Source organism: Furfurilactobacillus rossiae DSM 15814 (assembly GCF_000428925.1).
Lineage (GTDB): Bacteria > Bacillota > Bacilli > Lactobacillales > Lactobacillaceae > Furfurilactobacillus > Furfurilactobacillus rossiae.
The window spans coordinates 98,500-112,865 of the sequence record NZ_AUAW01000005.1 but is presented as its reverse complement, the minus strand read 5'-3'; the positions used below and the strand labels follow the sequence as shown (position 1 = coordinate 112,865).

The window sequence follows — 14,366 nt, the reverse complement described above, 5'->3', positions numbered from 1 at the left end:
CGTTTATGCCGTAACTTCGTGAGTCCCATCGGCAATTTCAGCCACGTAAAAGTCTGCTGCATAACCAAAGCGCTTCAGGTACGTGTCGCCAACAACTTCCTTAACGTGATCAACTTGGTCGCGACTAACGATCGCAATTGCACAACCGCCGAAGCCACCGCCAATGATCCGTGCACCAAGAACACCGTCTTGTGCCCAAGCAGTATCAACCAACGTGTCGAGTTCTGGAACACTCACCTCATAATCATACTGCAATGAGATGTGTGATGCGCTAACAAGGTGACCAAACGTCTTTAAATCATGATCATCCAATGCTTGTTTGGCATCAATTGTCCGCTGATTTTCAAATACAGCGTGGCGTGCACGACGGATCAAGGTGGCATCGTTAATTAAGTAAGTTGCTTGGTCGAATTGTTCTTTGGTTAAGTCACCCAATGTCTTAACGTTGACCCCTTGTTGAATGCGGCGTAATGCTTCTTCACACTGTGAGCGACGTTCATTGTACTTCGAACTAGCTAAGTCATGAGACTTGTTACTGTTCATAATCAAAACGACATTGTCACCTAAATCAACTGGATAATACTCATATTTCATGGTGTTAACGTCTAGGAACATGGCTTGGTCTTTTTTACCCATGCCAATCGCAAATTGGTCCATGATACCGGAATTCAGGCCAATATAGTCATTTTCAACTTGTTGACCGGCGTAAACTAAGTCCATCTGTTCAACTTCGAGGTTGTAAAGTTTCTTGGCAATGACACCAACCAATAATTCCAAAGATGCTGAGGATGACAAACCAGAACCGTCAGGCAAGTTACCATGAACGTATAAATCGAAGCCATGGTCAAACTTAGCACCCTTCTTGGCTAGTTCATAAAGCATTCCCTTAGGATAGTTTCCCCAACCAAAACCCTTGTTGAAGGATAAGTCATTTACATCAAAAGTAAGCACGCCATCCTTGGGTAAGTTGCCTGAGTACAAACGAACCGTGGTATCCGTCCGTGGTGAAGCAGCGCCGTATGTTCCCAATGTAATCGCACATGGAAATACGTGACCACCATTGTAATCAGTGTGTTCACCGATCAGGTTGATCCGGCCAGGTGAGAAGAAAACAGACTGTGGTGCGACATCAAAAGCATCTTGATATTCTTGTTTAATACTTGCTGCATCCATAATGTATAAACCACCTTTTAACATTTTTTATTGCTGCATTTTAATTACTTAATCTTGGCGATATCTTCTGAATCCGCACCAAGCTTCTTTTCCAATTCCTTAACAACTTCAGCATGTTTAGCTTCGGTCAAGGTAACTTTTGTTAAGTAAACAACAGCGGCAATGACAAGCATCACCATTGGTGCGTAGAAAATATACATGTGGAAGTTTAGCAATTGTGCCGAACTGATATCACTAGGTTTAGCATTACCACTCATTCCAGTGTGAATGGCAGCGATAACAACAATTCCGTTCGCAAACGCACCGGCCAATTTATCTAACAATGGCCGAACAGCCAACGTCACTGATTCGTTTCGTGTACCTAACCGCAACTGACCATATTCAACACTGTCGGTAATGGTCATTAAGGCAGCTAGGAAAATCATTGGGTATGGGAAGAAAATTAACGAAATTGCGACTAAAGTCATTGCTAAACTAGTCCCGGCAAAGTTGAAGACCACATAACCAACAAGCATTAGGCAAATGCCGCCAACATAAATAGCTTTTCGTTTGATCAACGCTTCTAAAAATGGGAATAATATAACTGACACAATGCCTAGAACGGCAGTTATTGCACCTTCCATCCAAAAAGCATTTGGCTGACCCAATACATATCTAAAGTAGTATAAGAACAATGAAGTTGTAATGACGTAACCAAAGGCAAGCAAGAAATATGATAATGCCAGCCACATCAACTGGTCATTTTTGAAGAGAACTTTAAAAATTCCTAAAATGCCAACTTTTTCCGTGTTTTCACGAATAATATTATCTTCTTCTTTGGTACCTGTGGCAGTAGCCAATGCGCCAAGGAAAGAAATTACTCCAATTAAAATAGCAAAGCCTAGCCAACCAATTTGATTCTGTTGACCTTTTGCACCACCAAACCAGCCAGATACAAGCGTGACTGTGGGCATAATAATTAATGCAACACCTTGTGCACCCAAAGTTGAACCAAAACGAGCAATCGTACCAAAACGAGCACGTTTATTTGAATCAACCGTCAAAGCAGGTAACATTGACCAAAATGAAATATCTTTGAATGAATAAAATACATCCAAAATCACAAACACAATTCCGAACAAAATCAAGTATAACGTAGGTTTATTAACAGTTAATCCACCAAAATCAGTAAATATCAAAATCAACATTAACGAACTAATTGTTGCACCAATCATTAACCATGGCTTGAATTTGCCCCATCGTGAGTGCGTGTTATCAACCGCACCACCAATAATTGGATCAAAGGCGATTTCAACAATCCGAATAATAACCATAATCAAAGTAACGGCACTAATCATTTTAGCGTCATTAGCGTGATTCCCCGAACCAAATAATTGACTAGTAACAAAGAAAGTAAAATAAGTGCTAAGTGTTGCATAAAACGCATCATGTCCAAACGCACCAAATGCATAGGATAAATATTGTTTAACTTGATTCATTTTCAAGTTCTCCTTTTTCCATTCGACTAATTTAACGTTCGTTTGTCGAATTAGTTATAGCGACGCTCAATGACTTTTTCGAGAATGGCATTACGTTGCTTTTCTTTTGCCATGTCGAATGATGTTTCTTCCAAACCGTTGAAATCTTGCACGAGTAAAACGGATTCAAGGTATAACGTCAATTGACGTTTGATGTACAACTTGTTTTCCTCGCCCTCGCGTTGAGCATTACCGCCCAGCACTGCACGTGCAAACTTATCAGGGTCAATTTTGATTTTCTGATTCTTATCAGCCATCTTGCTAACCTCCAAAAAAATAGTTATGTAAGCGATTTCAAAGTCGATAATAACAGTTTTACTAAAAGTTTCAACAATGTGATTTTGTATACAAACGCTATGCAACCGGTTGTTTTGCCTACCTAATCAGTTTCATAGCTTTTAAATATTTTTACTAAAACTTTTTAGCCTCTTTTTTCAACTGACAAACAAAACGTCCGCCTGATATCAGCTGCTGCTGAACATCAAACGGACGTCATTTAACCTAATTAAACTATTTCATTTCCCGATATTGGTAACTGATGCTATACGTCTGTGGCGCATTTGCTGGTAACACAACATCGCCAAAACCATCGTGATGAATAGCATCTGGTAGCCATTGTGCTTCCATCGCCAAGGCCGTGTAAGGGTGACTGGCCTGATAAGCCTCATCCTTATCATAGGCTAGTGGGTCAGCCGTAAAAATCACTAGGCCATTCCGGCTAGAATATAGGTCCACAGCGCGGCCACTGACTGGGTCACTAACTGTCGCAATCGGCGTGTGTTCATCCCCATTGACACGGTATGCATCATCGAATTCTTTGCCGCCGTTTTCTTCTTTTAACTGGACCAAATGATCCGTCACAGTCCCCGTCTTACTGAAGTCATAGGCGGTACCAGTAGCATCACTGAGTTCACCAGTAGGAACCTTTTCGCTGTTCAACAAAACACGTTGCTTGCCGTTAATGTGCAACTGTTGCGTCGTCAATGCTTCGTTATCCGTCACATTAAAGTATGTGTGTAACGTGGGGTTAAACAGTGTCTTAGCCGTTGCTGTACCCGTGATTGACCACGTTGCTCGGTTGGCATTCGTCAAACTATAGGTCACAAGAACATCCATGTCACCAGGAAAATTATCTTCACTACCCTGAACGCTAATCCCTAATGTAACGGAAACAGTATCGCTCGTCTCTTGGTGGCCAACAACCCGCCAAACACGGTCAGAAAAGCCATGTAAGCCACCGTGTAACGTGTTTTTGTTTTCGTTCTGATCACTGTGATAACTCGTCCCATCAATGTCGTAAGTCGCTTGACCGATTCGACCAGCTACCCGACCAACTGTCTTACAAACATAAAACGGTGTGGCTTCGTAATCCTTGAGTTGATCGTAGCTGATCAACAAATTCTTACGATTGTTACCATCGGGCACGTCAAATCCTTGCCACGTTGCTCCTAGCGTCAATACACGTAATGATACTTGATTATCATTACTTAAAATTAATTGGTCGACTGACCGACCATCACTCAATTTACCAAACGGTTGCTGACTAAAATTCATAAAGGATGCCTCCACAATTTTTACTAAACTTTACTAGAGCCATTATAGGTTTTGATGGAAGCGGTTTCAAGGACATTTAACTAACTCCTCCTTTCAAACAACCGCCTCGACAGAAAAACATTTCAAAAACTAGCCATATTAGCATCTAGCTTTTGAAATGTTTTTTATTGACCAATCGTTTCACAGAACTCGAACGTAGAAGCGAAGTACGGGAATTAAAGCCGAAGAACGTAACAATAAATCGCTCCCTAGACGAGTGCAATTGATTTTCCAACTACAGCCGACAATCACCATGCACATAACCATCAGCAATTAACGAACGAGTTTGTCCCAAATCACAACCTGGTCTTGAGCTAACGACTTCGGCACGTCAATAATTCGCTGATTTGAACTCCCACGAAATTGCAACGTTAAGTCCTTCTGTGACTCAAGGAACCGCCCATCAACCAAAATGTCAATCAACGACAATAACTCAAGCTTGTCATCAGAGTCCTTCAGCAATTCGTTCCATTTGTAACCAGTCCATGACCAAATATCCTTATCGTGGCCAAACTCCCGACGAATTCGTTTGCACAGCTGAATGCAAACATGTGTGTTGAGAAAGGGTTCACCACCCAGTAGTGTCAAACCTTGGACATAATCCTGACTCAAATCCGTGATAATTTGGTCCTCTAGATCTTGTGTATACGGATGCCCATAATGAAAGTTCTGTGCAGCCACATTGTAACAACCCGGGCAATGAAATAAGCAGCCGCTAACGTATAAGCTGCAACGCACCCCTTCCCCGTCAACAAAATTAAACGGTTTGTAGTCCGCCACATAATCTAGACTGTGCTCACTGGCGAGCCATTCTTTGGGTGTCGGATTGTTTGGTCCTTTCGTACGCTGCTGCATGTTTAATCATCTCCGAAGTCATGTTTTTCTTTCGTGACGTAATCTCAATGTGACGACCGTGAACCATTGGGCGTTGCTGTGGGTTGCCCAAATAACCACACGTCCGTTTGACCACGTCACAATATTGTGGATCGTGATTTCCACATTGTGGGCACTCAAAACCCTTGGCTGTCGCCTTGAATTCGCCCTTGAAACCACACTTGAAACACTGGTCAATAGACGTGTTAGTGCCTAGATAGCCGACGTGATCATAGGCCCAGTCCCAAACGGCCTCGAGGGCTTTAGGATTTTGCTTCAAGTTCGGGTACTCACAGTAATGAATAAAACCGCCTGACGCATATTTAGGAAAGACTTCTTCAAACGTCAGTTTTTCAAACGGTGACGGGTGTTTACGAACATCATAGTGAAAACTATTCGTGTAATACTCTTTGTCTGTCACGTCAGCCACCCGACCAAATTTCTCAATGTCATCCTTGGCAAACGTGTCGGTCAGCGATTCAGCCGGGGTGGAATACAGGCTATAGTGATACCCGCTTTCCTTTGCCCATTGATTACACTTTTCACGCAGTGCGGCCACAATCTTTTCAGCAAAATCGTGCGCTTCAGGATTCTGTTCCCATTTAGGTCCATAGAAGGTCGTGCATACTTCATAGATACCGATGTAACCAAGTGAAATTGTCGCCCGTTCATTCTTGAACAACTCATCAACGTCGTCATCCGCTTTAAGTCGTTTGCCAAACGCACCATACATATAGAGTAACGGTGCGTTCTCCGGCCTAGCTTCTTTCGTTCGCTCAATTCGGTAAGCCAGTGCCGTATGACAAACGGCCATGCGTTCTTCAAAAATATCCCAAAACAGCTTTTTGTCACCGTGTGCTGACAACGCAATCCGTGGCAAGTTGACAGTCACCACGCCTAAGTTCATGCGGCCAGAGTTAACCTCCACGCCGTTTTCATCTTTCCATCCTTGGAGAAAAGAACGACACCCCATTGGCGTCTTAAAGCTACCAGTGAGCGCTTTGATTTTGTCATACATCAAGAGATCTGGATACATTCGTTTGGTTGAACACTCAATCGCTAATTGCTTAATATCATAATTAGGATCTTGTGGATTCAAGTTAAGCCCGCGTTTAACGGTAAAAATCAGTTTCGGAAAAATTGCGGTCCGGTGTTCTTTTCCCAAACCTTTAATCCGAATCTGTAAAATAGCCCGTTGAATTTCACGCTCGATCCAGCTAGTTCCCAATCCAAAGTTCACCGTTGTAAATGGCGTCTGCCCTTGTGACGAATACAACGTGTTAATTTCGTACTCCAAGGCCTGCATAGCATCGTAAATATCTTTTTGCGTCTTTTGACGCGCGTAATCCTCACGTTTATCTTCGGCGACCCACTGTTCAGCATCTGCCATGTGCTTGTCGTAATTCAGTTGCGCGTAAGGCGCCAGTAGCTGATCGACCCGGTTTGCCGAACACCCACCATACTGAAGTGACGCAACGTTGGCAATGATTTGTGACATTTGAGCGGTCGCTGTTTGAATGGAATGTGGCGATGAAACCCACGCGTTACCAATTTTAAAACCATGTGCCAGCATTTCATCAAAGTCGATTAGGCAACAATTTGTTTCAGGTGTGACTGGTGAATAGTCAAGATCGTGCCAGTGAATGTCACCGCGCAAATGAGCCTTAGCCACAATATCTGGTAGCATTTTTAAACCAATAGCTCGACTCGCCGCACCGGCCTCAAGATCACGCTGCGTGTTAAAAACATGACTGTCTTTATTCGCGTTTTCATGAACCACGTCCGCATCCCGACTAAACAACCTTTGAATACGAGCCTCAACACTTGTCGCCGCCGCGAATTGATCCTGATCATGCTTAAAATTGGCCTCATAGGCATCAGCGGCTTCCATTTGATCGTGCTTCAATAAGCTATTATGTAAAACCCGATGAATTTCCGCCGTTGGAATAATCTCTAAATCGTGCAGTGCATTCACGAGATCATGTTCAATTTCGTTAATTAAATCTTCGTCATTGACCAATTTGTGGAGGACAAACACAATCTTATAGGGGTAGAATTGAGTCACTGCCCCGCCGCGTTTTTGAACTGGCAATAATTTTAAAATTGCCAAGGGATTCGTAATTTGAACATTCTCCATTCGCTCACAACCTTTTATTGATGATAGTTTTATAATACTGGTTACGAGCTTTAAATCAATATGTAGTATGTGGATATCCTGTGGATAACTATATATAGTGTGCAATTAAATGATTCAAAGACAAAATTGCCTAGATAACGAAATGACAACCTGTTGTGTAGCACAACAGGTTGTCATTTTTTCGCTTTATCGTTTGTTTATTGCGTTTGTGTTACAAAATCCCACCACAACACCTTTAAAATTCTTCGTAAACCGTGGGATCCTGATTGAATGTCCGCCCATCAGGCTTAGTGAGTTGATTTATAGCAGTGATGTCCGCCTGGTCTAAATCAATTGCATCCAAATTCAGGTTTGCCCGTTGCCGATCAACGTGTGCTGCCTTAGGTAACGGCACAACATTTAATGATTGTTCCCAGCGTAAAATCACTTGACCAACGCCACACTGATGTTTATCAGCAATTTGTTGCAAAACTGGATCTTTCAACATCGCCGAGGCACGCCCTAGTGGACTCCACGCTTCCGTGATGATGCCATTTACGTAGTCATACCGACGTTGCGCTTCTTGATTAAAGTACGGATGAAGTTCGATCTGATTGACTACCGGCTGAATTCCCGTTTCATTTCGCAAACGATCAATGTATTCGCCAGTGAAATTTGAAACACCGATGTACTTAGCATACCCACGACGTTGCGCTTCTATCAGAGACGTCCAAGCTTCCACATACAAATTCTGTTTAGGATTGGGCCAGTGTAATAGAAATAAATCAAAGTAATCTAAGCCACTTCGATATAGGGATTCTTGAACGGCACTAATCGCATCGTCATGATGATAGTCACGGCCGGGCAACTTTGAACTCACAATCAACTGATCACGATCGACATCGCTGGCCTTAATGGCGGCACCCACTGCACCTTCATTTTCATAGCTAATAGCCGTATCGATTAGGCGGTATCCTGTATTAATGGCTTGTTTAATCGTGTTCATACCAGTCTCGCCCGTCAGCTGATACGTACCAAAACCGACTTTAGGTAATTCAAATTTTGTTTGACCCATTCTTCCACTCTCCTATTTCAAACTAACTTCCACTGTAAATCCAAATTGATAACTATTGCTAGGTTAATTAGCCACAATTTACTTGTTAAATGATGTTTTTTCCCATGAATCGTTGCGTAACAGGAACAATAAAAGTAATCTGAGTATAGAAGTTTTTATAAAATAATACATATCATTCGGAGCAAACAATTATGAAAAGAATCATCTCTATTGGCGTCACGTTTTTAAGTGTTCTAGTGCTTTCAGCATGTGGTAACAGCGATTCAGCTCAACATAGCAATTCAAATTCAGTCAAGCAATCAAAAGTGAGCAAGACACACAAACAAGTCTCACCTAGTGTAAATTCTGCTACTAATAATTCAGCATCATCTTCATCCACCAATCAAGCGGCTGAATCTTCAAGCAACAGCAATCAAGCCACAACTTCAGGTCCTCAATTTCCAAGCTCCTTTCAGCGAACTTGGTTCGGCTATAACAGCTATACTCACAACATTGATACAATTACGTTCAGCAACAATAGATCCACTGATTCATCCGGTGACTCTTCAACCATACACAGCACCGAAGAGCGAACAAATGATGATAATGCCATTTTAAACGCGAAAAAACAGCCAACTACTCCTGAAGAAAAACAAAAGTTGGATCATTGGGGCCTCTTTAACGAGGTTCATTTAGATAATGGTGAGAACTGGATCAACATTATGGGGTGGTATCAAACTGCTGGTGATGGCGAATTTTATCGTGTTGCCAATGAAAACATTAATGGTCAATCAACTCCAGTTTTGTTTGATGCTGGGGGTGCTGAGATATGGATTAACGAACATTACTACACAAGCAAAGACATAGCTTTGCAAATGAAAGACAAAAACTTTCCCGGCGATCGTACTCGTGATGACAACGATAGTGATTCGAATGATCAGTCTGATAGTGACAGTGACACCAACGATTCTAGCGGTGATGACGAAACAGACAGTAATGATGACACAGATAGTAACAACGATGACTCAGATGATTCAACCTCTGATAGTAATGATAATGACAGTGACTCTAACACACAGCAAAGTGACTCAGATAGTGATCAGGATTCCTCATCCTCTGATGATCAGGATGACAGCAATAACACAGTTGATAGCAATAACGACGATCAATCTGATCAAAACGATTAGTTTAAAAAAGAAGTCCACTTGGGGGCTTCTTTTTTAGAACTCAATACTTAATTGCAGAAACGATACATTGACCATAAACTCAAAACGCTAACTCGTGTGAACTATCATTATAAATACCCCAAAACATTTTTAAAGAAGGTAAAGCTGACGTCCCTAAACAATCTGTTTGATGAACTCACGAGAATTAATGATGCGCTCACCTTGAGAAATCCGACTGACAGTCTGTATCAATGCACCAGCAGTTGAGCTGATTTCGAACAGCACACGTCTTTTACCGAAAATACGATTGTTGATTTTTGTTCAGTAGCTAAACAATTTTTAATTGCATTAATTTCTCGGATTGTTGAACAAAACAAAATCCAGTTTGATGCGCCCGAAAAAAATCAACGGTTACAAATTCAGTCAGGAAGTCACGATTTAGCAATTGTTTAATATGGAGTCTAGCGTGCTTGATTACACAGATTTAGTTTCCAACAAACTCGAGAAAAGTACAAAGACATCACAACCTTCCCTGGAGTAGCAGAGATCATGATTACCAAGACGTTAGGAAACGACATTTCGTTTAATCAAATATTGACAATGATTAATGCGTAACCAGTAGATTTCATGCCTGACTTACAGTTCGCCTATAGCAATACCAACTACGGCATTTTAGCAGTGAGCAGTGGTGTTTGAGCATGGTTCGGTGAATAGCCGCTTAGCTAAGATTATCACGTTATCAACTTTGGCAAGATAATCATCAACTGAGAGACAGCTTTGTTTTGACTTAAAATTAGTTTACAACCAGTGATGATGTAAATAAAAAAGTAGATAACTGGCTGCGATACTATCAGACCCCCAAACGATTTGAAAACAAGCAAATATCCCTTGTGTTTCGAACCACTTTTCGCTAATATAGTAGGGTACCTGTTTAACACAAACAGTTTGCGCCTGTAGTGTAATGGATCGCACGTAAGATTCCGGTTCTTGAGATGAGGGTTCGATTCCCCCCAGGCGCATCGGAAGATTCAATAGAGTGAAACACAGTTGACCGATGTTGCTATTCTAGGCAATATCGTTTTTTTTTAAAATTGAATATCATTAAATGGACTTTAAATTCAAGAGCATTTTAAGATTGAGAGGTCCTTGAACACCGGGAATGATAATTTATCATTCCCTTTTTGTGTGGCAAAAAGAAACATTCCTTGGGGAACAAATTATTTTTTTGCTCAAAGTCACCACCACAGTAATTCTGCTAGGAATTTCTTAGCGATTCTTGCTGGTCACACTCATTGTGCCCTTCGAAAGGATGTTTCCAATTTTGTTTTTATTTTACTTTGAAACCAATAAAGATTACACAAAATTCAGTAGTGAATTATTTTATACATTAAAAGCTCGTTATTGCTGAATTCATCAACTGAAGTTTATTTTTGCTGATGCTGAAACGGTATTCTTCCGGGCCGTTCTTTTAATAACTTCATTTCTTGTTTAGCGATATTGTTTAAATCAATCTGTAAGAAATCGCACAACGCAAACAAAAGTGGAATTGCCATTTGACCAGAAGTAACTGGTTTACTAGCGTGCTCATATCTGGAAATCATCCCTGAAGAATTTGGAATTCCATAAATTTTTAAAATGTTTTCAGATAGTTCCATTTGTGTCAAACTTTTTTCAATTCGTGCTCGCTTAATGGCGTCTCCAAGCATATTGCCATCTCCTCCACAATAAAAAACATATATTATAGAGTGTTGCACAGCCGCTACACCCGTAGCAACTGCAAAGTAAAAGTAGTTGAAGGGCTACAATTTTCGAATTATAATTCAGAAGTGAATATTTCTAACTTGCAAAGGGATTAGGTGATTCATATTGAAAGCAGAAAATAATCAAATTTCAAAAATAGAAACGACAAAAAGATTGCTGAATTATTTAAAAAAACATGGAATTACTCAAACAGACGTTGGTCTGACCATTAATATGCATCGTACTACCGTCAATCGACGATTACATGGTCAGGGTTCCTTCACAGTGGATGAAGCGGAACAGATACATCAACGCTTTAAAGTTCCGTTAAAGCTTTTCTTTCCATAAGCGACCCTTTTTACCTATTGGAGGTATCAGTATGAAATTTTGTCCTCAATGTGGCACACAAAACAAAACTAGCGCTCAATTTTGCATAAACTGTGGGTTTCACTTTGACATCATTCAGTCTGAAACACCCGATTCTGCCACAATTGCATCAACAAAATCATTTAATGATTCTGAAGACCATTTTAATTCTTCACCTGCACCGAAAATTGAGCAAGAACATCATCAAACGAGCATTGGTCATCAGGAAAATCTAAAAGGCCGTAATTTGGGAGTCACGGTAGCCATCATTATTGGTGGTTTTAGTGGTGCATTCTATGCAAGTGGCTGGAGAGTGATGGCAACTGCTTTTAACATATTGGGCGGCGTAGTCATTACCCAACTAAACGGTTCAAGTTTAAATGGACACAGCCTATTTCAGATTTTCCTCATGGGCATAACTGCTAGCGTTGTTACGTTCATGTCATTCTTCTAAAAATAAAGGAGTATCAACAATTATGAACAACAATTCAATCATCTGTCCTCACTGTGGCGCCAAAAATTCCGCTACAGCACAATTTTGCGGCAACTGTGGTAAAAGTCTTCAAGGCATCCAGCCCACGCAAGAGACACAAACAAAGTCTAGTTCTCATAAACATATTGTAAGAAACAGTATCATCCTTCTGTCCTTATTGGCAGTGGCTATCGCAGCTGGAATTGTTTGGTCAAAAACATTACCAAAATCTGTTAAACATCATACTTCCACGACCAACGTTGCAAAGATAACTAACTCATCCAAAAAGAAATCACATAATTCTAAAACCGAAACCAAAGAGCTTGATCAGCTTTCATCCTCAGACCTTAAAAAACTTGGTATCAAGTTTCAAATTCAGCAATACATAGGCGTTCAATCTCTAAACGCTCGACTATTTATTGAATTGGCTAATCCTACAAATAAAGAAATACAGATATTTCCGAATAAAATATCTTCCAATATTGGTGACCTTTATTTAGAAACTGGGTCTACCACAATAACCCTTCAGCCTAAAGCAAAAAGAAAATCATACTTGGTCTATGGTCAAGTTTTAGGCAAGGAAATCTCTGATATTTTAAATTCCGATGGTTATTGGATCTATGGCAAAAACAATCTGGAACTGCAAAAGCTGAGCAATACCGAAAAATTAAAAAATGACAATTCTCAACCTAATCGAAAAGGTGACGGATATCACCCAAGTGCTGATAGTGATTCAAGTAGTATTGCCAGTTCAAGTTCTTCTAGCTCACAATCTACTCAGTCGATAACCTCTGGTACACAAGCAATCGCTGCCGTTCAGGCCAATGTCGGCAACAGCATCCACGGTGTACCCGTCAGTTGGAGCATTATGGGCACTACCGGAAGTAACATGAGTACCGACGACAACGGGAACAAATGCTATTGGGTTCGAGGAAAGCGCTCTACAGATTCTAATATGAGTAGCTATGACAGTCTAGACTATTATGTTTATCCGAACGGCAATGTCGTCCCAAGAGACGGCAACAATTACAGCAGTGATGCCGATAGCAATGATAGCTCCAGCAGCGACAGTGATGATTCAGACCAAACTGATGACGATACTGATGACAATACCAGCGATGACGACGAAAACGATAACAACACTACAGATACTAATGATGACGCTGATGGAGATACTGCAGATTAAATTTAGGTAATGAAATAAATTCTATATGGAGAAATTGAAACATGTTAGTTAAAAGATATAAACGCTGTCCTAAATGTGATTCGGAAAACTCCGATACCGCTAAGTTCTGTTTAAAATGCGGTACGAATCTTCAAGATGTCCCAGTTAACACAGATTTGCCTGGCGCAAATTTTTTTGAAACAAATGTTGATCAGCCCGACACTCTCACAATAACTACAGGTGGAATACCTAACGGATTTATATTAGCCGCTTCTGTAGAGGTTATTGGAGCAGGCGAAAATTACACGGAAGCCTGGAAGACAATGATCCAAAACCTAAAATCCATTTTGGGTATAAAAGGGTTGGATGGTATAGCAAATTATCGTGTCATTCTTTCGCCCTTTCAAACTACTTCAACTAAAACAAAAATTACACTTATGCTTTACGCAGACGGAATTCTCAACGTGGAGCGGAAAGACAAAAATTTGCGAACGCCTGATATGAAAGAAGATTCCTTATGAACAAAAAGTATTGTCCGGAATGCGGAACACCTAACGACGAAAGCGCCCTCTTCTGTATAAACTGTGGATTTAAATTCCCTAACACAGAGCCAACTCCTTCCTCAACGCAGACTAAAGTAGCAAACAGTGAGACCGCTGCTTTTGACTCAATTTCACACTCTGACCAGCCACAGAGTAATGCTAATCTTTGGGCGACACTGGTTATCATTCTCTTAATAATTGGCAGTATAGTTGGCATAGTTATCCACCAGAATCCACCGCAGTCAACAGACCAAAAGATACGAAGTTGTGTTCAAGCACATACTGCTAAGGATGACTACAAAGTCGTGATTAATAAATCAAAAAAAGCAGTTGGACTAGAAGCAAAAGACAGCGACATTATCGACTCCATGGAGCAGATGGTTGATAAACAAGTCTATTACGATGAAGATGCGGACATTCAAGCTACTGGTAAAAAAATATCCAAATCAATTAAGCAAAAGGTTGGATCAGGCTGGACCTTAGTTATCGTAAATCCAGAAAATTCGCAGCGTGCACTTTGGAGATACGTAGATGGTGACTTAACTTATGCCGTTGAAGATGATTTTTAAGCGTGCAAACTGTAAAAGGA

14 protein-coding genes and 1 tRNA gene are annotated in these 14,366 nt (G+C 40.8%); 7 read left to right on the top strand and 8 right to left on the bottom strand.

The window, feature by feature from the left end; all coding sequences use genetic code 11:
* Positions 1 to 3 precede the first annotated feature (3 nt).
* The 7 genes from G400_RS0104110 to G400_RS0104075 form a co-directional block, all read right to left on the bottom strand.
* Positions 4 to 1,173, bottom strand: a complete 1,170-nt coding sequence (locus tag G400_RS0104110) for a galactokinase (RefSeq protein WP_017262213.1) — start codon at positions 1,171 to 1,173, stop codon at positions 4 to 6.
* Positions 1,174 to 1,217: 44 nt separating this feature from the next.
* Positions 1,218 to 2,651: a glycoside-pentoside-hexuronide (GPH):cation symporter gene (locus tag G400_RS0104105; RefSeq protein WP_017262212.1), complete on the bottom strand. Its 1,434-nt coding sequence runs from the start codon at positions 2,649 to 2,651 to the stop codon at positions 1,218 to 1,220.
* Positions 2,652 to 2,701: 50 nt separating this feature from the next.
* Positions 2,702 to 2,947 (bottom strand): hypothetical protein, encoded by a 246-nt coding sequence (locus tag G400_RS0104100; RefSeq protein ID WP_017262211.1) that lies wholly within the window; start codon positions 2,945 to 2,947, stop codon positions 2,702 to 2,704.
* Between the two features lie 253 nt (positions 2,948 to 3,200).
* Positions 3,201 to 4,244: an aldose epimerase family protein gene (locus tag G400_RS0104095; RefSeq protein ID WP_017262210.1), complete on the bottom strand. Its 1,044-nt coding sequence runs from the start codon at positions 4,242 to 4,244 to the stop codon at positions 3,201 to 3,203.
* Between the two features lie 312 nt (positions 4,245 to 4,556).
* Complete coding sequence (nrdG, locus tag G400_RS0104085; RefSeq protein WP_017262209.1) at positions 4,557 to 5,138, bottom strand: anaerobic ribonucleoside-triphosphate reductase activating protein; 582 nt, start codon at positions 5,136 to 5,138, stop codon at positions 4,557 to 4,559.
* Complete coding sequence (gene nrdD / locus G400_RS0104080) at positions 5,080 to 7,293, bottom strand: anaerobic ribonucleoside-triphosphate reductase (protein WP_017262208.1); 2,214 nt, start codon at positions 7,291 to 7,293, stop codon at positions 5,080 to 5,082. Before nrdD ends, nrdG begins: the two co-directional genes overlap by 59 nt.
* Positions 7,294 to 7,528: 235 nt before the next feature.
* Positions 7,529 to 8,347 (bottom strand): aldo/keto reductase, encoded by an 819-nt coding sequence (locus G400_RS0104075; protein ID WP_017262207.1) that lies wholly within the window; start codon positions 8,345 to 8,347, stop codon positions 7,529 to 7,531.
* 191 nt (positions 8,348 to 8,538) lie between these two features.
* Here G400_RS0104075 and G400_RS0104070 point away from each other — a divergent pair, with 191 nt between their 5' ends.
* Entirely contained in the window at positions 8,539 to 9,513 is a 975-nt protein-coding gene (locus G400_RS0104070; protein ID WP_017262206.1) for a hypothetical protein, read from the top strand.
* 926 nt (positions 9,514 to 10,439) lie between these two features.
* Positions 10,440 to 10,511, top strand: a tRNA-Arg gene (locus G400_RS0104065).
* Between the two features lie 405 nt (positions 10,512 to 10,916).
* On the opposite strand, the gene G400_RS0104060 is transcribed toward G400_RS0104065, so the two are convergent.
* Entirely contained in the window at positions 10,917 to 11,198 is a 282-nt protein-coding gene (locus G400_RS0104060) for a helix-turn-helix domain-containing protein (protein WP_017262205.1), read from the bottom strand.
* Positions 11,199 to 11,358: 160 nt separating this feature from the next.
* Between G400_RS0104060 and G400_RS0104055 the strand changes: the two genes are divergently transcribed.
* The 5 genes from G400_RS0104055 to G400_RS0104035 are packed head-to-tail and all read left to right on the top strand — an operon-like array spanning position 11,359 to position 14,346.
* Positions 11,359 to 11,580, top strand: a complete 222-nt coding sequence (locus G400_RS0104055; RefSeq protein ID WP_017262204.1) for a helix-turn-helix domain-containing protein — start codon at positions 11,359 to 11,361, stop codon at positions 11,578 to 11,580.
* A gap of 31 nt (positions 11,581 to 11,611) precedes the next feature.
* Positions 11,612 to 12,052, top strand: coding sequence for a zinc-ribbon domain-containing protein (locus tag G400_RS0104050; RefSeq protein WP_017262203.1), 441 nt, complete (start codon positions 11,612 to 11,614; stop codon positions 12,050 to 12,052).
* Between the two features lie 22 nt (positions 12,053 to 12,074).
* Positions 12,075 to 13,256 carry a zinc ribbon domain-containing protein gene (locus G400_RS0104045; protein WP_017262202.1) on the top strand — a complete coding sequence of 394 codons (1,182 nt, stop codon included), beginning with the start codon at positions 12,075 to 12,077 and terminating at the stop codon, positions 13,254 to 13,256.
* A gap of 41 nt (positions 13,257 to 13,297) precedes the next feature.
* Positions 13,298 to 13,756 (top strand): zinc ribbon domain-containing protein, encoded by a 459-nt coding sequence (locus G400_RS0104040; RefSeq protein WP_017262201.1) that lies wholly within the window; start codon positions 13,298 to 13,300, stop codon positions 13,754 to 13,756.
* Positions 13,753 to 14,346 carry a zinc ribbon domain-containing protein gene (locus G400_RS0104035; RefSeq protein WP_017262200.1) on the top strand — a complete coding sequence of 198 codons (594 nt, stop codon included), beginning with the start codon at positions 13,753 to 13,755 and terminating at the stop codon, positions 14,344 to 14,346. Before G400_RS0104040 ends, G400_RS0104035 begins: the two co-directional genes overlap by 4 nt.
* Positions 14,347 to 14,366: the final 20 nt, after the last annotated feature.

Coding starts and splice junctions, on each gene's coding strand:
- G400_RS0104110 (WP_017262213.1), bottom strand. CDS start 1,173: ATGGATGCAGCAAGTATTAAACAAGAATATCAAGATGCTTTTGATGTC.
- G400_RS0104105 (WP_017262212.1), bottom strand. CDS start 2,651: ATGAATCAAGTTAAACAATATTTATCCTATGCATTTGGTGCGTTTGGA.
- G400_RS0104100 (WP_017262211.1), bottom strand. CDS start 2,947: ATGGCTGATAAGAATCAGAAAATCAAAATTGACCCTGATAAGTTTGCA.
- G400_RS0104095 (WP_017262210.1), bottom strand. CDS start 4,244: ATGAATTTTAGTCAGCAACCGTTTGGTAAATTGAGTGATGGTCGGTCA.
- nrdG (WP_017262209.1), bottom strand. CDS start 5,138: ATGCAGCAGCGTACGAAAGGACCAAACAATCCGACACCCAAAGAATGG.
- nrdD (WP_017262208.1), bottom strand. CDS start 7,293: ATGGAGAATGTTCAAATTACGAATCCCTTGGCAATTTTAAAATTATTG.
- G400_RS0104075 (WP_017262207.1), bottom strand. CDS start 8,347: ATGGGTCAAACAAAATTTGAATTACCTAAAGTCGGTTTTGGTACGTAT.
- G400_RS0104070 (WP_017262206.1), top strand. CDS start 8,539: ATGAAAAGAATCATCTCTATTGGCGTCACGTTTTTAAGTGTTCTAGTG.
- G400_RS0104060 (WP_017262205.1), bottom strand. CDS start 11,198: ATGCTTGGAGACGCCATTAAGCGAGCACGAATTGAAAAAAGTTTGACA.
- G400_RS0104050 (WP_017262203.1), top strand. CDS start 11,612: ATGAAATTTTGTCCTCAATGTGGCACACAAAACAAAACTAGCGCTCAA.
- G400_RS0104045 (WP_017262202.1), top strand. CDS start 12,075: ATGAACAACAATTCAATCATCTGTCCTCACTGTGGCGCCAAAAATTCC.
- G400_RS0104040 (WP_017262201.1), top strand. CDS start 13,298: ATGTTAGTTAAAAGATATAAACGCTGTCCTAAATGTGATTCGGAAAAC.
- G400_RS0104035 (WP_017262200.1), top strand. CDS start 13,753: ATGAACAAAAAGTATTGTCCGGAATGCGGAACACCTAACGACGAAAGC.